Consider the following 23,606-nt stretch of genomic DNA (forward strand, 5'->3'; position numbering starts at 1 on the left):
TTAGGCCGACGTGCTGAGCATGCTGTGCAGAGGCCGAGGCGCGGGTGCGGACCCACGCGAAGCGGCGCTACCCGAGCAACTCTTCGGTTGGCTCGACGACCTGCCGCCCGCGGTAGTGTCCGCAAAACTTGCAGGCCCGGTGCATCACTTTAGGGTTCCCGCAGTTGTTGCACTCCATCAGTTGTGGAGCCTTCAAACTATTGTAGTAGCGGGAGCGGCGCTTGCGCGAGCGCGATTTGGAGTGGCGGCGCTTTGGGACAGCCATGGCGTCAGCGTACGGTAATGGGTTTGTAGGTGCGAATGTGCCAATGCAAGCGTTCGCAAAAGCCCAGGCAATGGCCCGAGCAGCACGTGAGTCGAAGCGATGCATATTTTTGCATAGCAACGCTTGCATTATCCCTGAACTAATTGGGGGCGTGGGTTGCAGATTCCATGTCGCTTCGCATTTTGCCCAGAATTAGCATTGCAGACAGCAGGAGAGCCCTGCGTTATGCGGTGCAGGTGTTATGCGGTGCAGGTGTTATGCGGTGCAGGCGCTTACGTGTCGCCGTTCTTGAGCTTTTTTAGTTTCTCCCAACGCGGATCGATATCATCTTCGACTTCTGCCTCAACCTCGTCATCGTCGAACTCGCCAAACTGCATCGGGATGTCTTCGTCTTCAGCACCCGGTGCTACAACCCGCTGCGGAATGGACAGCTTGAGCGTGTCGTGTACGATGTCGGTGATTTCAACCTCTGTATCGGTAGGATGCATCGGGCGCACTTCATCGTAGGCGTCGTCGTCTGCGCCGACCAGGTGCTCAGGCCCAAAAAGCACAACATAGGTGCCTTCCACGTCGCCCCAGAACGTGCGTAACGTGCGGTCGCAGGTAAGGTGCGCCTGTGCGGTCATCGTCATGGTGGCAAGGATGCGGTCGCGCTGGCACTGCAGGTGCATGTGCACCTGAATATCGCGGAACGCATCGGGCTCCAGGTCAACCGCATCCGGATCAGGAGCGAGCGTAGCCTCGTGCACGCCAGAGCGAAACGGGGTGATGTCAAGCGTAAGCATGCAAAACGCGATGCCAGCGAGAAAGTATACGCGAGGGGTGTAACTGTGGGAGCCTGTGGTATCTTTCGCAAAAGTGTCGTGTTCCTCTGGGTGCCCCCATGCTGACTGGTCTGCACGGGCTTATTGACCCGCTCACGGTCCACTCACTCCGTACAGCGGATTCGCTGCACGGGTACCACATACGCAGATGCCCAGCAGCCAACAAGCTTTGCACATTTTGTGCTTGACGTTACTCTATGCAGTCGTTATCATTTGAATTCCTTGCTGTCTACAGATGGCGGTCTGGTCAGTAGACCAACCCAAGTGCACGGTCTTTTACTCTGCTCTATTTGGCAGCGTGCACAGTACACATGCCAAGTGTAGCCGCTGCATGCATGTGCTGCCCGCAGTTATGAAACATGCTTGAGGTGGCGCGCATTGCCTTCTGCGCTTTTAGCGGCAGGATTGCCGTTCCTGTGTGCCAGTGTGTATTAGCACCTGCGTAGCAGCACCCCTGCAGGCACCCTGTGGTAGCCCTGCAACACAGTCGTAGAGGGAGCTTGAACACATGCACATGTTACGTTTTCGCCCACACAGGCCTGTTTAGCGTATCGGCTACCGTTAACAATAGACCTGACGATCTGAACCGCTTTTTTGCGTTTTGTGCACGTCCAGCACATCGCCCGCGCGCGATGTGCATAGAATGTGGATAACTCCCGCCTTACGCAGGACTGCGGTGCCTATGACATCTGTTATCCACATTCTCAAAGTCCCCTAATAGAGGATTCTCTCATATATTTTCCACAAGTCCATTAAAATCAGCATATTGAACAATGTTGATAACATGTGGAAAAGATGTGGATAACTCGTAGGTCTTGCAAAGATACCACGGCACAGCCTGGTCCACGGAGCAAAAAATGTGGATAACTTGGTGAAAATGCAGCCGCATGCGGGATTGCCCTTTGCGCCTGCTGTCGTAGTCATGCCAACACCGATGCACACGCCCTGCCGCGCGCATCCCTTTACTTGGCCCGTTGCATCGGTGCGGGCCACCAATCACAACACTGGGTATGGAGCGATCTGCAGAAGACGTCTGGGAGGCCTGCCTCGACCACATCCGGGAGCACGTCAATCGGCAAAGCTTTAAGACGTGGTTTGAGCCGCTCTCGGCCCAGTCGATTGAAGAAGAGGAGAACCTGCGCAAGCTCACTATTCAACTGCCCAGCCGGTTTTACTACGAATGGCTGGAGGAGCACTACTATTCGCTTCTCCGCAAAACCGTAACGCAGGTACTGGGTGAAGACGGACGCCTGTTTTACGACATTGTCGTTGAGCCTGATGCCTCTGAAGGGGCTGAATCATCGGCAGGGGCTCGATCTGCACGCCCCAATGAGGGCGACGGGGCTGGTGCCTCTTCTAACGCCGGAGCCATTGGTTCTGCCGCATCGCCGCCCCAGCAAGGAAGCAGCGCATCGGCAGGCTCGGCCAATTTTTCAGAGCAGGACAGTCCCTCGGAATCCGCCCCCGATGAGGAGGACGACACAGTACGCAATCCGTTTGCAATTCCGGGGATTCAGAAGGCCACAATCGACAGTCAGCTCAATAGCAACTACACGTTCGACCGCTTCATTCAGGGCGACTGTAACCGCCTGGCACGCAGTGCCTCATGGGCCATTGCTCAGGAGCCGGGCGGTACCAGCTTCAACCCGTTCCTGGTATACGGGGGCGTGGGCCTCGGCAAAACGCACCTCATCCAATCTATTGGCAACCAGGCCAAAGAGACCGGCACCGCAGATACGGTGCTCTACGTATCGAGCGAGCGGTTTACAACCGAGTTTGTGCAATCGATTCAGCGCAACCGCATCAGCGAGTTCTCGATGTTCTACCGCCAGATCGACCTGCTCATCGTTGACGATGTGCAGTTCTTCAGCGGCAAAGAGAAGACCCAGGAAGAGTTCTTCCACATCTTCAACGCGCTGCACCAGAGCGGCAAGCAGATCGTGCTTTCTGCGGATCGCCCCCCGCGCGAGATTGATGGCATCGAGGAACGACTGCTGTCGCGGTTCCAATGGGGCCTTTCGGCGGATGTGCAGGCCCCCGGCCTCGAAACACGGATTGCCATCTTACAGCGCAAAGCCGAAGACGACCAGATCGACCTCGACCAGGAGGTCATCGAGTTTATTGCGCACAACATCAAAAGCAACATCCGCGAGCTCGAAGGCGCGCTTATTCGCCTGCTGGCCCATGCGAGCCTGCACCAGCGCGACCTGGACCTCGACCTTGCCAAGGAGGTGTTGCGCGACCTCATGCAAGACGTGCAGGTGAACCTCACCATCGAAGAGATTCAACGCATTGTGTGCGAGTACTTCGACATCAACGAGGATCTCATTCGCGCAAAGACGCGCAAGCGCGAGGTGGTGCGTGCTCGTCAGATTGCCATGTACTTCTGCAAGGAAATGACGCAGCATTCGCTCAAAACCATTGGGCTGCACTTTGGCGGACGCGACCACTCCACGGTTATCCACGCCGTAAAAACAGTGGAAGATCAGGTCGACACCGATACGCAGTTTCGGGATGCGGTCGACCAAATCGGACGCAAAATCGAACTACGTTCCCGATAGGATGAGTTGGCACAGCCCCTCCCACAAAGCCCCCTGCGAAAGCACCTACGCAACTCCTTTCCACCTAACGTCCCCCCGCAACGAATCTGCACTGATATTGCGTCTTAGCGAACGGATCTGTTCGCCACCCCCACGGTATACATCGTTCCGAATCTCCCGCGATCTCACGCCGACGTCGCCATGAAATTTTCTGCCTCCAGCGCCGATCTTTTGGACGCCCTCAACACCGTAAAGGGGGCTGTGCCATCCAAGAGCACGTTGCCCATCTTAGAATGCATCTTGTTCGAGCAGAGCGATGACGGCAGTGCGCTGCTGCTGAGCGCGACCGACCTGGAGATTTCGATTGTACGGCGCGTGCCGGTGCAGTTCGCCAGCAACGGTACCAGCACGCCTACACGGATCGCCGTGCCCGCAAAGCGCCTTATCGACACGCTGCGTGCCCTGCCCGACCTGCCGATCTCGTTCACCGCCGACGGCGACTTTGAGATTCAGCTCGAAACTGACCAGGGCCACTACAAAATGGTGGGCCACGACGGCGACGACTTCCCCGACCTCCCCGAAGTGGACGCGGCACACACGCTCTCGGCAGAGGGCGCGCTCGTGCGCGATGCTATCGACAAAACCAGCTTTGCCGTCAGCAAAGATGCGCTTCGTCCAGCCATGATGGGCATCTACTTTCAGCTGGATGCCGAAAACAGCCGCATCGTAGCTACCGATGGGCATCGCCTCGTAAAGCTCGACCGCCCCGCACTGCAGACTGATGGCGACGATGTCTCCTTCATCGTTCCCGAGAAGGCGACCAAACTCGTAAGCCGTATTCTTGATGACGATGCGCTCTGTACCATTGGCGTGAGCGACGGGCACGTGAGTTTCACGATCGACGAGGCGCGCATCATCGCCCGGCTCATCGACGAAACCTACCCGAACTATAATGCGGTTATCCCTGACGAGAACGACCGCCAACTGGTTGTAAATCGTGAGGCGCTGCTCAGTGCCGTAAAGCGTGTCGGGCTCTACTCCAGCAGCATGACCAATCAGATTCGCCTGGCGCTCTCTGAATCCGAAATGACGGTATCTGCAGAAGACATCGAGCGCTCCAGCGAAGCGGAAGAGGTGATTCGCTGCGAATACGATAGCGAAGCCATGGAAATTGGGTTCAACTCGGAGTATCTCACCGAGGTGCTCGGGAATGTAGATAGCGAGGAGGTGCTCTTTCGCCTAAGCTCGCCGAACCGCGCCGGTATCGTTGTCCCCAACAACACCGACGACCCCGACATCTTGATGCTGATTATGCCCGTCATGCTGAATACCTACGCCTAACTCGGGCCGCTCTACCTGCCAAGGACCTCGAACGCAGACATCCTGCCAGCTCTTTACAGATCCCAGCGCGCCTTGACCGGATGCACTGGGTTTTCTTTTGTCCTCACCACGCGAACGCCTACAACTGCGCCCCCTCAGGCAGCGTAGGTTCTTCCATCGGATAATGACGCTGCAGCGATTCGAGCATGCGCGTTGCCTCATCGATACGCCGCCCCTCCCCCATCACCACGCGCTTGAGTGCTTGCCGGGCCGGTTCAATCTCTGACTGTGCCAGGTGGGTCTTTGCGAGAAAGAACGATGCTTCTAACTGCAAAAATGACCCTGCTTCTTCGTTATCCACAACCGTTGTGAGGAGGTTCTGGGCTTCCTGCACCTGGGCTTCGTTGAACTGCGGGAAGAGCCCAAGCGGCGCACTATGAGATGCACGCAGCACCTCAAGAGCCTGTAAGAACCGTTCGTCGTTACTGCGCGGCGCAGCGGTCGCACTGCGCGTGCGCACCTGATATCCTTCAACGTGCATCTCATCGGGGTTGAGCACGGCCATGCGCTCGGCGGGCGCCTGTGTAGCAATGCTTATGCCAAGCAGAACACCATATGCGACAAGGAGAACGGCTGCAATCATCGCTGCATATCGAGCTGCACGCCACACTTGGCCGGATGCGCGGTGCGGCGGCTCGTTCTGCCCTTTGCGTGGTGTTGCCCCGCGACTATCACGCGACGACGATGCGGTGCCCACGCTCGCGTGCCCATTTGTACCGAGCGCGGTGGTAGACGGCCCGTCGTCATTCTCGTTGTTGGAGTCGGACGTGTCGTGAACCGGCACCGCCTCCAGATCAATACCGGTCACTGATTGCAGGTGGTTGGCAACATCGAAGGTGTCGTCGAGCTCCTTCGCACGGTCTATCATCGGCTGCAACCGACGCTGCAAGTCTGTATCATGAGCAAGACGTGCTTCTACCTCTTCAAAAAACGGCTGCAGGGCCTCGCGGTCTGATGCCCGTGCAGAACGGGCTCTGTCGATGGCGTATAGCGCCAATAGCGACAGCGGCACGGATTCGCCCCCCTCTTCCGAAACGTTGGGAAGACGCACGCGACGCAACTCTGCTTCTAACTGTTTGACCTCGGCGAGCAGCGCCTCGTACTCAGGACGCTCGGCCACACGCTTCTCTACGGCGCGCTGCTCTGCATCCGAAAGATCTACATACCGAAAAATATCGTGCTCAAGCGTATTCATGGTCCCTTAGCCGAACTGACCGTTTGTGCCTGAAAGTCGAAATGCCGCTCTCAGCGCGTTCTTGCCTGCGCTCATCGTTCTGTACGCCTCCGATCTGGATGCCGTCAAGGTTATGTGTATTATCATAACTCAGGTTGCCACTTCTGGATTGTTATTCTAAACGTATCCTGACAGCTGCCAGGGGACATCGAAAAATCTTCTATTACGGTGCATGGTCCTCATTGCAGGAAATCCTTCGCCGCTTCGTTCCTTCCAATGACATAGAACGGCAGGTTGATGGCATACCCCGCACCTTTAGTCATCATATATAACGCAAGTTGCCTATAACGAAAGTTGCCACACAGGACTGCCATTTTGTAGTTGGGTCAAAGTATAAGCGTCTACTATGATGCCCATTATTGATCTGCCTATTATCCTCTATCGGCACGAGCTCTTGTCATCAATCAGACGCTCCAAGCCCCTTCACAAGTACCATAAATGCGGAGTCAGGCTGCTTAGAGACATCGTTTCTTGCTATGTGGACGAAGATCTCACATCTACGAAGGTACCTGAAGGTCACAACGTGCCTGAAAACATAACGTCTATCGTTACGCAACACACTTTTTTACGTTATGCCCCGACTGGCATAGAGGAACGCTTTCTTTTCGGTACCCTCCTTGGGCGGATCCTTGGAGACCCGTTCGCGCCCATATCTTCTTTACGGCACACGCTACTTGTAGCCCATTCAGCTATAACCCATCCAGCACGGCCTGGAGTCGCGTGTCTTCGCGGAGTGCTTTGAGCGCACGCGACTTGTATGTGCGAACCACAGGCACGTCTTTGTCGATGCACTCTGCGATTTCTTTGAACGTGCATTCTTTGAAGTAATACAGCTCGGCCACGCGACGAAGGTAAGGCGGCAAGCGCCGAATAGCCGCCTGCAACTGGGTGCGCATCAGTCCCACGTTCGCATCAATCTCCTTAACCGCATCCGCTTGTTTCAGCGTAGGTTGTTGCGGCTCGTGGATCGACGTGGTGTCTACGCGGTGTCGATTCACGTAGTTGATAAACGTGTTCTTGGCAACCACGCTCACCCAGTGGGCATACTTGTCCGGATTCCGGATGCTGTCGCGCCCGTTCTGCACCTTCTCGTAGACCGCCGAGACAAGCTCATCCATATCGGATGTCTGGCGAATGCTACCACCTGCGTATTTTGCAGCCATGTAGCGATATATGTACCCGTAGGTCCACAACTCAATGTATTGCTTTTCGCGCCGCTTCCGCGCCTTGTCACACGATGCATACAGCGCATTGACGGCGTCCGCGTCATCAATAGCGAATGGCAGCCGCTCAGTAATCAGCTGTAGATTGGTTCGGTCAGGCATTCCGCTGATAGGCCGTCTTGAGAGAAACTCTACGGTGGAGACGCCAGCGTACAAAAAGAGCAACGTACAACCTATAAAAAGGTTGATCCGCTGTTTAGTTTTACCTTCATATCACACTACTACGCCCCGAAGCGAACGGCAAAGAATGGTGGTACCATAAGCTATGTGGGAGACGTGGTAGGTGCCAACGTTGGAGGAATCGCTCCAGGCGTCCGGGATCGTGCTCACGCACGACTTCCGTTCCGTGTCCCCGCCTCCAAGCCGTCTATCTTCCATTCCTCATCCCTCCCCCACTTAACGCAATTTTGCTCCGTGGCGCGGTGGGCACGTCCACCAAGGCGGGAACACAGCGCATCCGCAAATAATATGAGTTGGTACCTTTGCGCGGGGACACCCCGCAACGGATTGGGCAAGTCCCACACGGCCAGCTCCCTCTGAACTCCGTCAGGGCCGGAAGGCAGCAGCGGTAGGAGGTCGCAGCGGCGCGATGTGGGTCGCTTGCCCATTTTTTTGTTGCCCTTCTGTTCAATCGCCCCTCTCTTCGCTGAACACCACCCGCCTCCCCTGCACGCAGAGCGTTCGCACGTGCACCCATTTTCGCAGCGCCTGTGCGAACCCGCCTGTGCCCCTTTCGTTTAGGCGGCGGTTGCGTACCGTTTTCCCTTGTGTCTGATGCTTTCTATGATCTCTACGTTGCTTGTTGGGTTGCCTTCGTTCCTGCTCACCGGTGGTGGTACCGATAGCAGCGGCGGTATCTTCGGACTGCTGCTGCCGTTTGTGCTCATCTTCGGCGTATTCTACTTCTTTATCTATCGCCCGCAGCAAAAGCGCGAGCAGGAGCACAACGAAATGGTTGACCAGCTGCAAAGGGGGGACCAGATCGTGACCATCGGCGGGATTCATGGTACCGTGCGCCGCGTCGATGACGACAGCATCCTGGCCCAGGTGGATAGCAACGGCGTTAAGCTACGCATCGACAAGCAAGCCATCTCCAGCGTAGGCGGCCAAGACAACGAGTAGCGTTCTCGGATGCGAATGCGCTGCCCTGTTGCCCATTCGGTCGCAGTATTGCAGCTTGGTTGCACCGCTCCTGAACAGCCTACTTTGTCGCCTCGTTACCCCTATCCGCCGTTTGCCCACGCACACCCGTAGCCATGGCTTCGCCCTCCGCTTCCAACCCGCATGCCTCCGACTTCGACGCCATTGAAACCGCCCTGGCTGCCTTGCAGCGCGGTGAACTTATCATTGTGGTCGACGACGAGGACCGCGAGAACGAGGGCGACTTTATCGGCGTGGCCAGCGAGATTACGCCTGAGCAGATCAACTTCATGGCTACGCGGGGGCGTGGGCTCATCTGCACCGCCATCACGCCCACGCGCGCCGAAGCCCTCGACCTGAACCTGATGGTGGAGTCCAACTCCGAGATCCATCACACGTCGTTTACTGTCTCGGTGGATTACAAGGAAGGCACGACCACCGGCATTTCAGCCAGCGACCGCGCCATCACGATCCGCGCGCTTTCTGATGATAGCGAGCCCGGCCACGCCTTTGCGCGTCCAGGGCATGTCTTTCCACTCATTGCGCGTACCGGGGGCGTATTGCGCCGCGCCGGGCACACCGAAGCCGCTGTCGACCTGGCCCGCCTTGCGGGGCATCCGCCCTGCGGGGCGCTCGTCGAGATCATGAACGAAGACGGCACCATGGCGCGCGTGCCCCAGCTCCTGCCATTGGCCGAAGAGCTGGACATGCCCATCATCACGATTCAGGACCTCATTGCCTACCGCATGCAGCACGAGCGGCTGGTGGAGCGCGTGGGCGAGCACACCCTCGACACCGCGTTTGGCACCTTCCGCATTGTGCCGTTTCGCGATCAGCTGACCGATGAGGTGCACCTGGCGCTCACCAAGGGCCAGTGGCGCGAAGACGAGCCTGTGCTCGTGCGCGTGCATGCGCAGAACGTACTGGGCGACGTGTTCGCCGCGCGCCGCGATCCGCACAGCGAACAGCTTGCCGCCTCCCTTATGATGGTGGAAGATGAAGGCCGTGGCGTGGTGCTCTACATGCGCCAATCCGCCCAGTCATCAACGCTGCTGCAGCGCCTGCAGGCCCTCGACACGCCCGAGGCCGATACCGAAAGCACGATGGACCCGCGCGACTACGGCATCGGCTCGCAGATTCTGCGCAACCTGGGCCTCCGCAAATTGCGCCTGCTTACCAACAACCCGAAAAAGCGCGTGGGCCTGCGCGGCTACGGACTCGAAATGGTCGAAAGCGTGCCCATTGAGGTCCCCGATTCCGCCTCTGAACATCTACTGAATGCTCCCGCCGCAGAACGGATTGTGCACGCACTGCGCCTGCCAACGGCTTCGTAATCTGCCGATCATTGCCCACGACGATGCCATGTCAAATCCACGCCGCTTCTTACCGCTCATCTACCTCCTCATTGCAACGTTTGCAGTCTTCATGGCCGGGTACCGCATCATGGCTGGCATGTGGGGCCGCGGACTGCTCATGGCAGCAGCGGCTGCATTCTGCGCCTATCGGTTCCACCGGCTGCGGACCGAATCCGAAGCGTAGCCGCCCTCTCTCTTCTATTCTCAGTTCTGGTGGATGCGCAGGGCCGTATCCTATCCGCTATACTCGTCTAACTGTAGAGGCACCACGCCACCTGCCGAGTCAGAATCGGCTCCGGAATGGACCTCTTGCTGTTTTGTGCGTTGAGTGCAATACCTATTGTGTTCACTCACTCGACTCCCGCACACTCCATGATTCGCTTAGACGACACCCATGTGCGTCCCTTTCTGGACGACTACAGCAGCTCCGACCTCCCCGAAGCCATCCAAACCGCACACGCCACGGTGCAGCGCGGCGACGGACCCGGTAGCGATTTCTTGGGCTGGCGCACCCTTGCCGAGTCGCCCAACGAAGACCTCATCAGCGAGATCGAGACGCACGCCGAGCGCCTCCACAGCGACGCCGATGCGCTGCTCTGCCTGGGCATCGGCGGCTCCTATCTCGGCGCCAAAGCCGTCATTGATGCCCTTACGCCGTACTTCCCTGCTGGTGATAACGACACCCCCGACGTCTATTTTGCCGGGCACCAAACCAGCGGCGCGTACCTGAAGCAGCTCCTGGCCCACCTCGACGGGCAGTCTGTGTTTGTGAACGTCATCTCAAAGAGCGGCACTACGCTGGAAACGGCGCTGGCTTTCCGCATTGTGCGGCAGTGGATGGAGGAGCGCTTTGACGATGCCGACGACCGCATCATCGCAACGACCAGTCCCGAAGGCGGCGCGCTCAACGCCCTGCGCGAAGACCACGCCTACACCCGCTACGTCATTCCTCCGGATGTAGGCGGACGCTTTTCGGTACTTACGCCGGTCGGTTTGCTCCCCATTGCTGCAGCCGGTATCGACATTCGTGCGCTCATGAACGGCGCATCGGAGATGCACGACCATGTGAACGGTACCACGCCCAACGCTTCGCTTCAGTACGCCGCACTGCGCTATGCGCTGTTGCACGCAGGATACGATGTGGAGGTACTCGCTACATTTGAGCCCAGCCTCGCCAGCATCGGAGGGTGGTGGCAACAGCTCTTTGGCGAAAGCGAAGGGAAAGACGGCAAAGGGCTGTTCCCAGCCAGCGTTGAGTACACCACCGATCTGCACTCGCTTGGCCAGTACATGCAAGACGGCCAGCGCATTGTGATGGAAACCTTCCTGATGGCTGAAGACGCTGGCGAGGATCTGACCGTGCCCACCAGCGAAGCCGACCTCGACGGACTCAACTACGTGGCTGACCGCCCCATGCGCGCTGTTACGCAAGGCGCGTATGAAGGCACCGCTCAGGCTCACACCGATGGCGGCGTACCCAACTGCACGCTCTGGCTCGACGACATCAGTCCGCGATCCGTCGGGGCGCTGATCTACTTCTTTGAGCACGCGGTGGCCGTTAGCGGATATGCCCTTGGCGTCAACCCATTCAACCAGCCTGGGGTGGAAGACTACAAGCGTGAGATGTACCAGCGCCTGGGTCGCTAACCTCAAAGTGCCTGTGCTGAGAAGTGATATACACAGGCCCTGTCTACATGCCGTACGCGTCGCTGAAGCCCCTGAACACCCCGCACATCCCTTCATTTCTGGCCTTCAGCGGCGCTCAGCGGTGATTCCCAAAGTTATCCACAAAATCTGTGGATAACCTGTTGATAACCCGGGGATAACTTGGGGATAACTGCCAAGTTACCAACATCCGATTTCGGCCTGTGGATAAGTGCCGGGTTATCCACAAATGATACCAAGTTATCCACAGTGTGGATAGCTGTGGATAACGTTATCCACAAAACAGCCATTCTACGCCCCACGCTGTGGATAACTACTCAGAATCACCGTTTGCAGGCGTATACCGACTTTGGGAACGCCTTACGCTGTGGATAACCTGTGGATAAGCGCCGTAAGTTATCCACAACCGGCCGATCACGATGTGCATAAATCGGTTATCCACATATCCACAGTCCCTACTACTACAACAACCTTTTATTTTTAAAAACTCAGTATCTATAATATAGGGATGTGGAAAACTTAAATGGACGGCCTAATCAAACCGATCATCACCATTATCCAGATCGGTCAACACGACTATATCAGTCAGAGGCCAACCTGCTCTGGTATGCTGCAACATATCAGAGCATCAGAGACTGGTTTATCTTAAAGGAATATACGGGGCCAATGTGAGAGCGTGGCATTGCTATTGGGGTGTACGTGCTCCTGCCAAGTCGTTGGGTGCCTACCAATCCACACGCCACACGCAATTGCCATCTGTGCGAAGCCACACGGCCCGGTCGGCTGTTTCGTGAACTGCATCAGCCCGATTGCGCCATCGGCCAACAACAGCAGGATTAGGGAAGTCAAACTGATTCTGATCTCCAGCGCTGATCACCGCGTGCGTTTCAGCATGTGTTGTTGCCTCCAAGAACGCAGGCGTACTACTTGTGGAGGATCCGTGATGCGGAACGGTAACCACATCACTGCGAAGCGCATAGCCGTATGTTTCCACAAGCCATCGTTCTGCTTCTGCTTCCACATCCCCAGCAAAAAGCATCTGTACATCGCCGTATTGCAGCGCTGCAACAGCCGAGCGATTATTGGAGGACTGAAGCACTGCATTTGCCTCTGCTGATGGAGGTGCAAAAGCAACAACACGTGCGTGTTTTCCGAGCTGTAGCGTGTCCCCCTGTTCTATGGAGCGATACGGGACATCTGCTACATTAGCCAGATGTGCTGCTTCTTCCTGCAGAGGGCGAGCGGGCAACTGTCCGTTGTCCCATACAGCCTTGGCAACACCGGCACGCAAAAGGGCAGGCAACCCACCCATGTGATCGGTATCGGGGTGCGTAATGAGCACCGCATCGAGCACACTCGTGCCGGTGTAGCGCAGGTGCGGGAGTAGTGCAGATGTTGCGGCGTTGAAATGCGGGGTGCGGTATCCCGCATCAACGAGAAGGTGCTGGCCATCGGGTGTCCGGACGAGCGCGGCATCCGACTGACCTACATCAAAGAAGAGCACATCGAGTGTGGGAGAGAGCGGGCGGGACGTGAGCGGAATCCACACAAGAAAAACCGCTACTGCAAGTCCGGCAGCAAGCCCGTGCCACAGACGCCATGTGCGCATCCCGCCGAATATCAGAAGGCCAGCCACCATAAACGCGACAGCACTGCTCGAAACGTGGGGAACTGCCCACTGCCAGTGCCCAAACCATGCGGCACCTGCTTGGGCAATCAGGAGGAGCAACTGCGTTAGGATGTCAGCAGCCCCTCCAAATAGATGGGCCACCTGTGGAAGTGCACTGGTCGCAACGGTGAGCACGCCCGCGGCCAGGGCAAGTGCTGTAAGTGGGATAGCAGCCACGTTTAGCAGCAGCCCTGCGCCAGAGGCAAATCCAAAGTGTAGGAGCAGAAACGGCGTGGTGCCCAGTAACGCTGCCGTTGACACAGTGACCGACTGGGTGAAAAAACGCCGGGCGGTGCCGTGCGTGAATGCACCGGGGAGAAGACCCATCAGCTTGGGGTTGAACAGCACGATGCCAATGACGGCGGCAAACGAGAGTTGAAAGCCGGGATCGTAGAGCGCTGCAGGACGCATCCACAACAGTACCAGAGCAGCGGCTCCAAGTGCATTGAGCGAGGCGTACACGCGGTTGGTGAGCGTGCCGCCAATGAGCAAGGCCGCCATGAGCGTAGCACGCACAACAGAGGGACGTCCGCCTGTAATGGCCATGTAGGTGAGCAGCAGCATTAGCGTGAATACGGCACGCACGGCATCAACGCGCCGGCGTGACCACCCCAGCCGCATGAGCACAGGACGCAAAAGTTGATACGCAAGCATGCCCACCAAGAGCACATGCAACCCCGACACCGCAAGCAAGTGCATCAGACCCGTGTGCGCAAATGCGGTGCGGTGGGCATCGTCGACTTCGCTCCGGTCGCCCAAGAGCAGCGCGTGCTGAATGCTGCGAGCCACCTCGGTAGGCACATGAGTCTGCAGCGTACGGGATACGTAGCGCCGTGCCTCGTGCACTGTGCGAGCGTATCCCAAAGGAGCTTCCGCCTGCTGCTCTACATCCGCCGGACGATCCACGGCGAGCGTCCAGTGGATGCCATGCTGGCGCAGGTACGCCCCGTAGTCAAAATCGGCCGGATTGCGTGGGGGAGGCGGGGGCTGCAGGCGACCGGTCATGGTCCAGCGATCCCCCGCCACCACGTCGGGAAACGAGGGGGGATCATCGTCCCAAAGTGAAGTCTGCCATCGCACCTGGATGCGGTCGCGGATGTGCAGCGTATCAGTGGAGGTAAGCAATCGTTGAGCTGCAAGCACGAAGCGCGTGCCAGTATCAGCAGAGAAGACCGGCCCTTCTACCGTGCCAACTACTTGCACCGCAGGGGCATCGTGGAGCAGCGAGTCGGGCAGAGTGCGCAGACTGTTTGGAGCAGCGTCTTGCCACGTCAGGTAGCGCGCGCCGCCGGCGGCACACATCACCACGAGCAGTGCCAGCGTGTGGATGAGCGGACCCAGGCTTACAAGGTGATGGCACTGCCAGAGCAGGCCCAGCACACAGGCTCCTGCTGCCCCGAGAAACACGACGCCCCAGAGCATGAATGAGCCCCAGCCCGCTGCTGCCAGGGCAACTCCTGTACCGCACGCCACGGCACATGCTAAGAGTGGAATGGTGTTGAGGTCAGACACAGCAGCACGTTGAGAAGAACCAAACGAATGGAGAAGCGCCACGCGCTACCGTTTACGACACGGAACGACAGGAAAACGCAACGTATGTATCCGTGCCGCTGCGAATCGGATGTGAAACCGAACCGTTTGGCCCCTTGACGTGAATCTGTTTGCCAACACAAAAGATAGCATAGGTCTGCACATGTCCTATACCTGCCAGCCCATCCTTCTATGAGCTCTCGACGAGACGCCCGCGAGCGTGTTATGCAAGCGCTGTACGCTCGCGAATTGGCCGGTGGAAAGCCCCGCCACCATGTGTACACGCTCATTGAACCCGAATTCGAAGACGATCCCGATACGCTCGAATTTGCCCAGTCGTTGTTTGAAACGACCGCCCGCAGCGAGCGGCAGATTGACAATTATCTCGAAACCCATCTGCAGAATTGGGAGCTTGACCGCATCTCAGCCATCGACCGGGCGGTGCTGCGCATGGCCACGTGCGAGCTGCTCCACTTCGAGGACGTGCCGCCCAAGGTAACGATCGACGAGGCTATTGAGATTGTGAAGCGCTTCAGCACCCTCAAAAGCGGTGACTTTGTGAACGGTGTGCTGGATGCTGTGCTCATGGAGCTGTACACGTCGGGAGATCTCAACAAAACAGGTCGAGGTCGCGTGGGGCTGGATGCTATTGCTGAGCGAGCTTCGCAGACATGAGCGAAGGGGGCGACGCAGAAAGCAGTTGTTCGTACCCTGGACGTCTATGTGCTGAAAAGGAAGATTCGAAAACCTTGGTATCTGTTGAACCGAGCCGTCCAACTCTCGTACGAAATCGCCATGCACGTTAAATCAAATCATAACCGTTTTTTATTTTAGCGTGCCAGCGGCTATCTTTAGTACCCGTTGATCATAATCTCCTGCCACCTGCGTGTGCGTTGTAGGAACGCCGTTCGCGCCCACTCCGCCAGTCGCCCGCGCGCAGTTTCCCTGACACTATGGGCCTTATCGCTATCGGAGACATCCACGGATGTGCCGCCTCGCTCGATGCTCTACTCGACGAGATCGACCCGTCAGAAGACGACCACCTCTTGTTTGTTGGCGACTACATTGATCGGGGCCCGCGTTCGAAAGGGGTCATCGACCGGCTTCTGGAGCTGCGTGAAACCTACGAATGTACGTTTCTGCGCGGCAATCACGAGGCGCTCATGCTCGACTATCTCGACATTGGCGCGTTCAACCTGTGGCGCATCAATGGCGGCATTACCACCATGCAGAGCTACATCTCAGAAGACGGCTCGGAGGTTGTCATTCCGGAAGCCCATGAGCAGTTCGTGCGGGATACCAAGCTCTACTACGAAACGGACGACTTCTTCTTTGTGCACGCCGGGCTCAAGGCCGACAGATCGATCAAGCAAAACATCGAAGAGTTTGGCGAAGAGGTGTTCTTGTGGGAGCGTAGCCACCTGGAGGCCAACGACATGGCCTGGGAGAAGCCGGTTGTATGCGGACATACCCCCCATGCCGATCCTATCGACCGTGATAAGCTGCTGATGATTGACACTGGGTGCGTGTATCATGAAGAGCCCGGCATGGGCGTGCTCACTGCGGTACGGCTGCCCGAGCGCACGTTCGTGACGGCCCAGTACGCCGATGGCACGCCCGCTGTGCAATAAGCGCATGCAACGCAGCCGGTAAAGCAAAACGCAGCGTAGAACCGTGCAGCGGGGCACAATCCCGATGAAGATTGTGCCGCAGGGAGGCACGGGGGGAGGCAAAAGGGCACAATTAGCCCGCGGCCTCGTCCGACGTACGTGCGCCTTTCAGCGCGCTCGTATGTTTGAAATCCATCTGCCAGTCTATGTCTCTCCGTTGTGGATTCGTCGGCTTGCCAAATGTAGGCAAGTCTACGCTGTTTAACGCGCTAAGCGATGCCGGGGCCGAATCGGCCAACTATCCGTTCTGCACCATCGAGCCCAATGTGGGCGTGGTACCCGTGCCCGACGACCGGCTGCAGACGCTGGGCGAGCTCGCCGAATCGGCTGAGGTCATTCCGGCCAGCATCGAGTTTGTCGACATTGCGGGGCTGGTTGAAGGCGCTGCCGAAGGCGAGGGGCTGGGCAACCAGTTCCTGGCTAACATCCGTGAGGTCGATGCTATCATCCATGTAGTGCGCTGCTTCGACGACGACAATGTCGTCCACGTATCCGGCAGTGTGGATCCGGCCCGCGACATCGACGTGATTAACACGGAGTTGCTGCTGAAGGATCTCGAAACCGTCGAGAAACGAGTGGAGCGCACGCGCAAGCCGGCAAAGTCGGGCGAGAAGGAGGCACAGCAGAAGCTGGATACGTACGAGCGTCTCTACGACCATCTGGCCGATGGCAACCCGGCCCGCACCTTTCCCGCCAAAGAGCGCGACCGTCCGCTCATCAAAGAGCTCTTCCTGCTCACCAGCAAGCCGGTGCTCTACGCCGCCAACGTGGGCGAAGACAGCCTGCCCGATGGCAACGCGTACGTCGACGAGGTGCGTGACATCGCAGACGAGGATGAAGCCGAGGTTGTAGTCATCTCCGCCGAAATCGAATCGCAGATCGCCGAGTTCGACGACCCCGACGAGCGCACCATGTTCTTGGAGGAGCTGGGGCTGGATACGCCCGGACTGGAGCGCCTCATCCGCGCAGCGTTCGATCTGCTGGGCCTCATCACGTTCTTTACGGCAGGACCCAAGGAGGCACGAGCATGGACGATTCGTCAGGGCACAAAAGCGCCCCAGGCGGCAGGCACCATCCACAGCGACTTTGAGCGCGGCTTCATCCGCGCCGAAACCATTCACTTCACCGATTACGTGGAGGCCGGCTCCGAGTCTGCGGCCCGCGATGCAGGGGTGATGCGTGCTGAGGGCAAAGACTACGAAGTCAAAGACGGCGATGTGATGCTCTTCCGCTTCAATGTGTAGTAGGGACTTCGGACATACTGACGGTGCCTATGCGAGGCAGTAGGAACACGGCGTGCCGTGTCCCTACGTGCGGTTTAGAGCGCCCCAATCAGGCGGACACATAGGCATATTGCCGCTCGCCCATGGCGCCGTAGCCGCTGAAGACAAACTCGTTGTTAGGCGTGGTGAACGGCTCCACGGCGACTTCTACGTCATAGGTGTGGGCCTGATGGACGCGCTCGTATTCGTCGAACGAGAGATCGTACCGTGCATCCAACTGCTCCACGATAGTGAGCGCGTCGATCTCTGCGTGCCAGCCCGGACACACGGTTTCGGTATGCATTTCGGCCTGTGCGCCTGAGCCGTACGATCCCACAAGCATGCGCTGTCCGGCAATGTCAACGTCGTGCTGGGCCGCTTCGAGCAACGCGCTGGCGCGTGCGATGTGCACCGAGCCGGTGTACCAGTTGCCCGTGCGGCGCGAAAGCGAGAGCGTAGGCTGCACCGTAGCCTCATACCATTCGCGGTAGAGCGGCGTCTTGCGAATGGCCTTCTGATGGTCGTAGCGCGCCTTCTTGTACGCCTCGGCATCGTCGAAGGCATCAGCATCGGGGGCTTCACCGACCAGCTCACGAAGCGCATTGGCCTCATCTGTGCCGTCAATGAGGTGGCGATACGTCATGAGTGCCGCTTTGCGCACCATGCCGGGGAACGGCGTGTGGAACGGCAGAAACGCGACATCGGCCTTGTGGATGCGCCCGGCGACCGACTCGTAGTCGTGCAACGCCTCACGTACGCGATCGAGGTACACTCCGATGGAGCGCTTGCCGTCGACGCTTGGAAACTGCTGGTTGGGCTTCAGGAAGTCGGTTTCGTCCTTACTGCCGATGCCCTGCTCGCGCGAGAGCGCAACCACCGACGGCGTTTCGGTGATGTAGATCGCAACCGCTCCTGCGCCCTGCGTAGCTTCCCCCGGATCGTCGCGCTCGTACAGTGCGGTATCCGTAACGACCACAAGCGCGCCGCGTCCGCGATGCCGTCCGGCCCGAATCCAGTTGCAGGCGTCGTCAATGGCCTGCGTGCCCGAGAGGCAGGCAAACTTGCGCTCGCCCTTGTTCGTGTGCGAAAAGTCGCCATCAAACACCTGCTCCAGGCATCCAGCAATATAGGTGGATGCGGGTTTGGAGCGGTCGAACGACGACTCCGTGGCCACGTCGATGCGGCCAATGTCATTCGGGGTAAGGCCCTTGCGCTCCATAAGCCGCTTGCACGCATTGGCGCCCATCGTCACGATGTCTTCGTACACGTCGGGGAGAGAGGAGCCAGTAAGGCCAAGCCCCTTCGTGTACTTCGCGGGCGCTTCGTCTTTTACAGGAGCAAATGTATTGGGGAGATCGAGAACCAGCTTGCCGGTCCAGATCTCCATTGCGTCGATGCCAACAGCAGCCATAGCAGGGAGCAGGTTCAGGGAATGCGGGAGAGCGAGCATGGACAAGGCCGCCTGTACATCTGCATGAACCCACAGATCGCTTTACGGGTAGAGGCAGACGGACCATTCTCGGGGGGCCTTTGCTCAACGAACTGTTGGGGTGCACCCTCCCTTCATGTTGTGGGTTCCGGAGCCTTGCGTACCGGGGTATCCATTACGATTCTGTCGCGTTCATCAACACGTTTTCCTATGCGTATCTGGATCATTTGCGGTTTTTTAGCGGGCATGCTGTGTGCTGCCGGGTGCTCCTCGCCCGAATCCCCCTCGTCACCCAGCGAGCCCTCGGCTGTTGAGCAGTTCACTCCCGAATCGGAAGCGGACTCGCTCGCGCTGCAGGTGTATCGGGCCCACGGCGGGGCGGCATGGGCTCGGGCGCCGTACCTTCGCTTTGACTTTGCTGTTGAGCAGGGACAAGAGGAGGCCGTGGTGGCTCGCCACCTGTGGAACCGCACAACGGGGCAGTATCGCGTTGAGTGGACGAACGAAGGTAGCGACTGGGTAGCCCTGCTCGACCTGCACAGCAGCGAAGAGCCGCCGGTTGGGCGCGTGTTCGAGAACGGCCAGGAGGTGGCCGGAGACGACGCCAACGCGCCGCTTCAGCAGGCGTATCAGCGTTATATCAACGACACCTACTGGCTGCTGGCACCGCTTAAGCTGCTCGATCCCGGTGTAAATCGGTCGATGGGAGACGCTGAGGTGGTGGCTGACAGCACGTTGGGGGCGGATGCGTCGATCTTACATCTCACGTTTGGAGATGTCGGGCTCACGCCGGGCGACCAGTACTGGATACACATCGACCCCGCGACAAACCGCGTGGAGGGGTGGGCCTTTCATCTCCAGAATATGCCCGAGGACGCGGAGCCACGCGCCTTTGACTGGACAGAGGAAACGACGTTTGAGCGCGATGCCGGGACCATCCACCTGCATACGCGCAAGCAGAGCGCTTCGGGCGACATGGCCATTACCATGCCTACACTGCGCCTGCCCAACACGGTAGACGAAGCGCTGTTTGAAGACGGTACGGCGAATCAGTTGCAGTAGGCTCCCACGTTCAGTGTTTCCTGCTGTACACGTTGCATGTTTCACGCATTGGCTGCGCCCCGCATGGGCGGCTCTGTATGGACTACCGGCTTCAGATTGCCGCGCGATACCTGTTTAGCGCCAAGCGCGTTTCGCTGATCTCGCTCATCACCGGACTCTCTACGGTGGGCGTGGCGCTTGGAGTAGCGGCACTTATCGTGGTGTTGTCGGTCATGAACGGGTTCTTTGACTTCGTGCGCGATCTGATGGTAGCGCTCGATCCGCATGTACGGGTAGAGAGTACCGACGCACGCGGACTGGCTGATCCGGGCGAGATTGAGCGTCTGGCGCTGTCGTACGATGAGGTAGCCTCGGCCTCGGCCTTTGTAGAGGGACGTGCTGTGCTCGTGCAGCGCGGGGCATCGGGCCGTGCGAATACGGTTGTGACGGTGCGCGGCGTGGCGCCAGAAGCCACCGCCGGTATGAAAGCAGCCATGCGCACCGGCGCGTTCGACGTCGGCTCTGCAGATGCAGAGAGCGGCGCAGCAGGCGTCGTGCTCAATGCGGGACTGGGGCGAAGTCAGGGACTGGTGCCGCGTGCCGACAACGATGCGCCGCGCATTGGGCTTATTTCGGCCGCCGGTATTGAGCAGAGCCTTACGCAAGTGTTTAGCGTGCCGCGCCTCCACTGGTTTGCCGTGCGCGGACTCTTTTCCATGCAGGCCGCGCAGCAAGACGCTCGTGCCTACATTGGTGTACCTCAGGCACAGCGCCTTTTTCAGATGCAGGGCCGCGTTTCGGGCATCGACGTTCGACTGCACGACATTGAGCAGGCCGATGCCGTCAAAGCACGGCTCCAGCGTGCCCTCGACAGCGAAGCGTTTACTGTGCGCACCTGGTACGACCTGCAGCGTGCCCTCTTCGATGTGATGCAGCTCGAAAAGTGGGGGGCTTGGGCCATTCTGTTTCTGATTGTGATTGTGGCGGCCTTCAACATCGTAGGCTCACTCACCATGGTCGTGATCGAGAAACGGCGTGATGTAGGCGTGCTACAGGCCATGGGCGTCTCCAAGCGGAGCATCCGGCAGATCTTCATGGCAGAAGGGGCTCTCATTGGAGCTGTGGGCACAGGCACAGGTGCTGTGCTGGGACTGGGATTGGCCTGGGCGCAGCAGCAGTACGCGCTGGTGCCTCTGAGTCGCGCCGAATCGTTTCTGATTGATGCCTACCCGGTGGCCATCCAACTGACCGATGTGGTGGCGGTAACCGGCCTCTCGTTTGGGCTGTGCGTAGCCGCAGCGCTCTATCCGGCTACACGCGCGGCCTCGGTTCCCCCGGCGCAGGCCGTTCAAGGGGAGGCATAGCGTCTGCTTTCACAGAAAGAGCAAGGGAACCCGGGTGTATTTTGGTGATTGCACCCCGTCTTAACAAACAAAAAGGTAGGCAGTTGCCTACAAAGAGACTGTCAATCATAATGCGCAACCGTACGTATTGGTCGCGTTGACACGCACTGGCGGCACCTTTTCTGAGTAAACGACGGCCTGCACCATGGCACGTAAAGACGACTTAACGGGCAAAGGACCGGTATCTGGCAATACGGTATCGCGCTCCAATAACAAAAACAAGCGTCGGTTCGAGCGGAACCTGCAGAAGAAGCGGTTCTACATTCCGAGCCAAGATCGCTGGATCACCTTGAAGGTGTCCGCAAAAACGCTGAAGACAATCAACAAGAACGGCATCGAAGCCGTGTTGAAAGAGGCACGGCAGCAGGGTATAAATGTGTAAGGCAGGCCATTGACCTGGCGTATTGCGCTTTGGCACGACCTGCTCACCACCACCTGTTCGACACAGGCTGCAATCATAGGCGAGCGAAAGAGTTATGGCAAAAGGAAACCGCGTTCAAGTGATTCTTGAGTGCACCGAGGCGCCCGGAACGTCGCGGTACCACACCACCAAGAATCGCCGCAACACAACGGATCGGCTTGAACTGAAAAAGTACAACCCGGTCTTGCGTAAGCATACCATTCATCGAGAGAAGAAGTAACCATGGCTAAGAAAGGAGAGAGCGCGAAAAAAATGGCGCGCATTGTCTTTGCTGAGAAAAAAGACAATGGGCACTATAGCTTTCGCCAGAAAATGGTACCGCTTGACTCTGTGAAAGAGAAGCTGAAGCAAGCCCGCGCAAACTGATGCGCGCGGGAGAGGTGCGCATGTCTCAACGAGGCACTGCGTAGCCGACTCCACTACATTTGTTCGGGGCGTGGCGCAGTCCGGTTAGCGCACCTGCTTTGGGAGCAGGGGGTCGCCGGTTCAAATCCGGCCGCCCCGACTATGGAGCACAATCTTGTTCTTGCACGCACTGTCGATCTCGGCAGTTTGCGGGCAAGCCACGGTGTGTTTCCACCCTGCGCCCGTAGCTCAGTTGGATAGAGCAGCGGACTTCAACCAAGGAGCCCTTGCGGGAAAAAAGAACGCGTAAGGTGCACGGTGCTATATCGGGGAAGCCTCAGCGGTTTGGCCGGTGGTAATCCCGAGGGAACGGTGGTTTCCTCATTTGCATGTGGTTATGCGAAATCATCACACGAAGAATAAAGGAGACCTGGGGGTATTAAAGGCGCAAGCTGACCTGGCTGAGCAAGGATTTACGGTTCTCATACCATTAACTGAGCATGCTGCTTTTGACGTGGTCGCGTACCGAACGGGAACGTTCAAGCGAATTCAGGTCAAGTATCGCTCAGCAAAAAATGGGACCGTGAGTGTTCGTTTTCGTAGCACATGGTCAGATAGCAATGGGATGCATACCAAAGAGATCGATAAATCGAAAGTCGATCTTTTCTGCGTTTATTGCCCTGATACTGATGCATGCTACTACTTGGACCCCTGTGATTTCAGTCAAGCCGTCAGATTGCGGGTAAGGCCCCCCAAGAATAATCAGAATGCGAAGGTTAACTTTGCTGACGATTTTCGTACGGTCCCGTAGAGGCCATACGCACCGCGCCTGTGATGGCGAAGAGATGGTCCAGCCCACAAACACTGACATCTGTCCGTGGCAGCAAAAGCTGTAGTGAGGATGCTAATCCGCAGGTCGCAGGTTCGAATCCTGCCGGGCGTGCCTAAAAACAAAGTATTTTTGCAACCGGAACTCTGGTGTGTACGCCTCATTCTGTTAAGGCATATAAACGATTCTGGTGACGTGGCCGAGTGGTTAGGCAGAGGCCTGCAAAGCCTTGTACGGCGGTTCGAATCCGCCCGTCACCTCTGATAAATGGCGACTCAACGAAATGCCTCCACGGAGCCTTGTGCTCGGTGGAGGCATTTTGCTTTGTGGACCCGAAGACAATGTATGGGCGGGCGTGAGAGCGATGCGGACCTGTTGCCT

At 58.0% G+C, this 23,606-nt stretch carries 21 protein-coding genes, 2 tRNA genes and 1 other RNA gene; 18 read left to right on the top strand and 6 right to left on the bottom strand.

Going from position 1 to position 23,606, the window contains the following annotated elements; all coding sequences use genetic code 11:
• Positions 1-67: 67 nt before the first annotated feature.
• Together rpmF and CRI93_RS03445 are read right to left on the bottom strand one after the other, a co-directional pair.
• On the bottom strand, positions 68-265 hold the full coding sequence (gene rpmF, locus CRI93_RS03440) for a 50S ribosomal protein L32 (RefSeq protein WP_098061214.1): 198 nt from the start codon (positions 263-265) through the stop codon (positions 68-70).
• 272 nt (positions 266-537) lie between these two features.
• Complete coding sequence (locus CRI93_RS03445; protein ID WP_098061215.1) at positions 538-1,050, bottom strand: YceD family protein; 513 nt, start codon at positions 1,048-1,050, stop codon at positions 538-540.
• Between the two features lie 1,049 nt (positions 1,051-2,099).
• Between CRI93_RS03445 and dnaA the strand changes: the two genes are divergently transcribed.
• Complete coding sequence (gene dnaA, locus CRI93_RS03450; protein WP_098061216.1) at positions 2,100-3,650, top strand: chromosomal replication initiator protein DnaA; 1,551 nt, start codon at positions 2,100-2,102, stop codon at positions 3,648-3,650.
• Positions 3,651-3,830: 180 nt separating this feature from the next.
• Positions 3,831-4,970 carry a DNA polymerase III subunit beta gene (gene dnaN / locus CRI93_RS03455; RefSeq protein WP_098061217.1) on the top strand — a complete coding sequence of 380 codons (1,140 nt, stop codon included), beginning with the start codon at positions 3,831-3,833 and terminating at the stop codon, positions 4,968-4,970.
• A 118-nt stretch (positions 4,971-5,088) separates the two neighbouring features.
• Here the strand turns inward: dnaN and CRI93_RS03460 are convergent, their stop codons facing one another.
• Positions 5,089-6,204 (bottom strand): hypothetical protein, encoded by a 1,116-nt coding sequence (locus CRI93_RS03460; RefSeq protein WP_098061218.1) that lies wholly within the window; start codon positions 6,202-6,204, stop codon positions 5,089-5,091.
• A gap of 728 nt (positions 6,205-6,932) precedes the next feature.
• Positions 6,933-7,568 (bottom strand): RNA polymerase sigma factor, encoded by a 636-nt coding sequence (locus CRI93_RS03465; RefSeq protein WP_098061219.1) that lies wholly within the window; start codon positions 7,566-7,568, stop codon positions 6,933-6,935.
• 407 nt (positions 7,569-7,975) lie between these two features.
• Here CRI93_RS03465 and ffs point away from each other — a divergent pair.
• From ffs to CRI93_RS03485, 5 genes are all read left to right on the top strand, one after another.
• Positions 7,976-8,075: signal recognition particle sRNA small type (gene ffs, locus CRI93_RS03470), an RNA gene on the top strand.
• Positions 8,076-8,249: 174 nt separating this feature from the next.
• Entirely contained in the window at positions 8,250-8,588 is a 339-nt protein-coding gene (gene yajC, locus CRI93_RS03475; protein ID WP_098061220.1) for a preprotein translocase subunit YajC, read from the top strand.
• A 134-nt stretch (positions 8,589-8,722) separates the two neighbouring features.
• A complete protein-coding gene (gene ribB / locus CRI93_RS03480) occupies positions 8,723-9,940 on the top strand; it encodes a 3,4-dihydroxy-2-butanone-4-phosphate synthase (RefSeq protein WP_098061221.1) in 1,218 nt (405 codons plus the stop codon).
• Between the two features lie 28 nt (positions 9,941-9,968).
• Positions 9,969-10,145 carry a hypothetical protein gene (locus tag CRI93_RS15290; RefSeq protein ID WP_176521661.1) on the top strand — a complete coding sequence of 59 codons (177 nt, stop codon included), beginning with the start codon at positions 9,969-9,971 and terminating at the stop codon, positions 10,143-10,145.
• A gap of 188 nt (positions 10,146-10,333) precedes the next feature.
• Entirely contained in the window at positions 10,334-11,608 is a 1,275-nt protein-coding gene (locus tag CRI93_RS03485; RefSeq protein WP_098061222.1) for a glucose-6-phosphate isomerase, read from the top strand.
• 742 nt (positions 11,609-12,350) lie between these two features.
• Here CRI93_RS03485 and CRI93_RS03490 read toward each other — a convergent pair.
• A complete protein-coding gene (locus CRI93_RS03490; protein ID WP_141491546.1) occupies positions 12,351-14,807 on the bottom strand; it encodes a DNA internalization-related competence protein ComEC/Rec2 in 2,457 nt (818 codons plus the stop codon).
• 210 nt (positions 14,808-15,017) lie between these two features.
• On the opposite strand from CRI93_RS03490, the gene nusB reads away from it, so the two are divergent.
• The 3 genes from nusB to ychF all read left to right on the top strand — a co-directional run bounded on the left by nusB (position 15,018) and on the right by ychF (position 17,739).
• A complete protein-coding gene (gene nusB, locus CRI93_RS03495; protein ID WP_098061224.1) occupies positions 15,018-15,500 on the top strand; it encodes a transcription antitermination factor NusB in 483 nt (160 codons plus the stop codon).
• 278 nt (positions 15,501-15,778) lie between these two features.
• Positions 15,779-16,456 (top strand): metallophosphoesterase family protein, encoded by a 678-nt coding sequence (locus tag CRI93_RS03500; protein WP_098061225.1) that lies wholly within the window; start codon positions 15,779-15,781, stop codon positions 16,454-16,456.
• Between the two features lie 185 nt (positions 16,457-16,641).
• Entirely contained in the window at positions 16,642-17,739 is a 1,098-nt protein-coding gene (gene ychF / locus CRI93_RS03505; RefSeq protein WP_098061226.1) for a redox-regulated ATPase YchF, read from the top strand.
• Between the two features lie 88 nt (positions 17,740-17,827).
• On the opposite strand, the gene hmgB is transcribed toward ychF, so the two are convergent.
• On the bottom strand, positions 17,828-19,168 hold the full coding sequence (gene hmgB, locus CRI93_RS03510) for a hydroxymethylglutaryl-CoA synthase (RefSeq protein ID WP_098061227.1): 1,341 nt from the start codon (positions 19,166-19,168) through the stop codon (positions 17,828-17,830).
• A 228-nt stretch (positions 19,169-19,396) separates the two neighbouring features.
• On the opposite strand from hmgB, the gene CRI93_RS03515 reads away from it, so the two are divergent.
• The 8 genes from CRI93_RS03515 to CRI93_RS03545 all read left to right on the top strand — a co-directional run bounded on the left by CRI93_RS03515 (position 19,397) and on the right by CRI93_RS03545 (position 23,485).
• Complete coding sequence (locus CRI93_RS03515) at positions 19,397-20,248, top strand: hypothetical protein (RefSeq protein ID WP_141491547.1); 852 nt, start codon at positions 19,397-19,399, stop codon at positions 20,246-20,248.
• Positions 20,249-20,325: 77 nt separating this feature from the next.
• On the top strand, positions 20,326-21,591 hold the full coding sequence (locus CRI93_RS03520) for an ABC transporter permease (protein ID WP_098061229.1): 1,266 nt from the start codon (positions 20,326-20,328) through the stop codon (positions 21,589-21,591).
• A 184-nt stretch (positions 21,592-21,775) separates the two neighbouring features.
• Complete coding sequence (gene rpmB, locus CRI93_RS03525) at positions 21,776-22,012, top strand: 50S ribosomal protein L28 (protein WP_098061230.1); 237 nt, start codon at positions 21,776-21,778, stop codon at positions 22,010-22,012.
• Positions 22,013-22,106: 94 nt separating this feature from the next.
• A complete protein-coding gene (gene rpmG, locus CRI93_RS03530) occupies positions 22,107-22,271 on the top strand; it encodes a 50S ribosomal protein L33 (protein WP_098061231.1) in 165 nt (54 codons plus the stop codon).
• A gap of 2 nt (positions 22,272-22,273) precedes the next feature.
• Positions 22,274-22,417 carry a DUF4295 family protein gene (locus CRI93_RS15040; RefSeq protein WP_141491548.1) on the top strand — a complete coding sequence of 48 codons (144 nt, stop codon included), beginning with the start codon at positions 22,274-22,276 and terminating at the stop codon, positions 22,415-22,417.
• 64 nt (positions 22,418-22,481) lie between these two features.
• Positions 22,482-22,556: transfer RNA gene (locus tag CRI93_RS03535), tRNA-Pro, on the top strand.
• 237 nt (positions 22,557-22,793) lie between these two features.
• Positions 22,794-23,207 (top strand): group I intron-associated PD-(D/E)XK endonuclease, encoded by a 414-nt coding sequence (locus CRI93_RS15585; RefSeq protein WP_098061232.1) that lies wholly within the window; start codon positions 22,794-22,796, stop codon positions 23,205-23,207.
• A 207-nt stretch (positions 23,208-23,414) separates the two neighbouring features.
• Positions 23,415-23,485 (top strand) — tRNA-Cys (locus CRI93_RS03545).
• Positions 23,486-23,606 lie beyond the last annotated feature (121 nt).

The sequence above is a fragment of the Longimonas halophila genome, from assembly GCF_002554705.1.
Lineage (GTDB): Bacteria > Bacteroidota > Rhodothermia > Rhodothermales > Salinibacteraceae > Longimonas > Longimonas halophila.

Coding starts and splice junctions, on each gene's coding strand:
- dnaN (WP_098061217.1), top strand. CDS start 3,831: ATGAAATTTTCTGCCTCCAGCGCCGATCTTTTGGACGCCCTCAACACC.
- CRI93_RS15040 (WP_141491548.1), top strand. CDS start 22,274: ATGGCTAAGAAAGGAGAGAGCGCGAAAAAAATGGCGCGCATTGTCTTT.
- dnaA (WP_098061216.1), top strand. CDS start 2,100: ATGGAGCGATCTGCAGAAGACGTCTGGGAGGCCTGCCTCGACCACATC.
- CRI93_RS03515 (WP_141491547.1), top strand. CDS start 19,397: ATGCGTATCTGGATCATTTGCGGTTTTTTAGCGGGCATGCTGTGTGCT.
- yajC (WP_098061220.1), top strand. CDS start 8,250: ATGATCTCTACGTTGCTTGTTGGGTTGCCTTCGTTCCTGCTCACCGGT.
- CRI93_RS15585 (WP_098061232.1), top strand. CDS start 22,794: ATGCGAAATCATCACACGAAGAATAAAGGAGACCTGGGGGTATTAAAG.
- CRI93_RS03485 (WP_098061222.1), top strand. CDS start 10,334: ATGATTCGCTTAGACGACACCCATGTGCGTCCCTTTCTGGACGACTAC.
- CRI93_RS15290 (WP_176521661.1), top strand. CDS start 9,969: ATGTCAAATCCACGCCGCTTCTTACCGCTCATCTACCTCCTCATTGCA.
- CRI93_RS03460 (WP_098061218.1), bottom strand. CDS start 6,204: ATGAATACGCTTGAGCACGATATTTTTCGGTATGTAGATCTTTCGGAT.
- rpmG (WP_098061231.1), top strand. CDS start 22,107: ATGGCAAAAGGAAACCGCGTTCAAGTGATTCTTGAGTGCACCGAGGCG.
- rpmF (WP_098061214.1), bottom strand. CDS start 265: ATGGCTGTCCCAAAGCGCCGCCACTCCAAATCGCGCTCGCGCAAGCGC.
- ychF (WP_098061226.1), top strand. CDS start 16,642: ATGTCTCTCCGTTGTGGATTCGTCGGCTTGCCAAATGTAGGCAAGTCT.
- hmgB (WP_098061227.1), bottom strand. CDS start 19,168: ATGGCTGCTGTTGGCATCGACGCAATGGAGATCTGGACCGGCAAGCTG.
- CRI93_RS03500 (WP_098061225.1), top strand. CDS start 15,779: ATGGGCCTTATCGCTATCGGAGACATCCACGGATGTGCCGCCTCGCTC.
- ribB (WP_098061221.1), top strand. CDS start 8,723: ATGGCTTCGCCCTCCGCTTCCAACCCGCATGCCTCCGACTTCGACGCC.
- CRI93_RS03520 (WP_098061229.1), top strand. CDS start 20,326: ATGGACTACCGGCTTCAGATTGCCGCGCGATACCTGTTTAGCGCCAAG.
- rpmB (WP_098061230.1), top strand. CDS start 21,776: ATGGCACGTAAAGACGACTTAACGGGCAAAGGACCGGTATCTGGCAAT.
- CRI93_RS03465 (WP_098061219.1), bottom strand. CDS start 7,568: ATGCCTGACCGAACCAATCTACAGCTGATTACTGAGCGGCTGCCATTC.
- CRI93_RS03445 (WP_098061215.1), bottom strand. CDS start 1,050: ATGCTTACGCTTGACATCACCCCGTTTCGCTCTGGCGTGCACGAGGCT.
- nusB (WP_098061224.1), top strand. CDS start 15,018: ATGAGCTCTCGACGAGACGCCCGCGAGCGTGTTATGCAAGCGCTGTAC.